We start from the raw sequence: 243 nt of genomic DNA, 5'->3' as shown, positions 1-243 counted from the left end.
ATTGCGGGAAATCGAATAATTGCCGCTGTCAAACCAACAGGCGATATCCATTGGATTGCTGCCGGGCAGATAGGGATGCCGGTTGACCGGACCCTTGGGATACATATCCAGCAGCATCGCCGAAAACGACCGGATCGAAGAGGCATCCAACCAATCGGTCAATGCGCGCAACGGCCGGGTGTCGCAAAACGGAAACAAAAAGAATTCATCCGGGTCCACGGTCAATGCCCAATGGCCATGCCC

At 54.7% G+C, this 243-nt stretch carries 1 protein-coding gene; it reads right to left on the bottom strand.

Translation table 11 applies throughout. The annotated features are described in order from the left end of the window. Positions 1–243, bottom strand: a 243-nt coding sequence (locus Q4528_RS15535; protein WP_303522615.1) for a glycosyltransferase family protein, incomplete at both ends; no start/stop codon positions are given.

The organism is Staphylococcus pasteuri (assembly GCF_030547725.1).
Classification (GTDB): Bacteria; Bacillota; Bacilli; order Staphylococcales; family Staphylococcaceae; genus Staphylococcus; species Staphylococcus pasteuri.
Note: the sequence above shows the minus strand (reverse complement) of the source record. Positions and strands in the feature narration are given on the sequence as shown.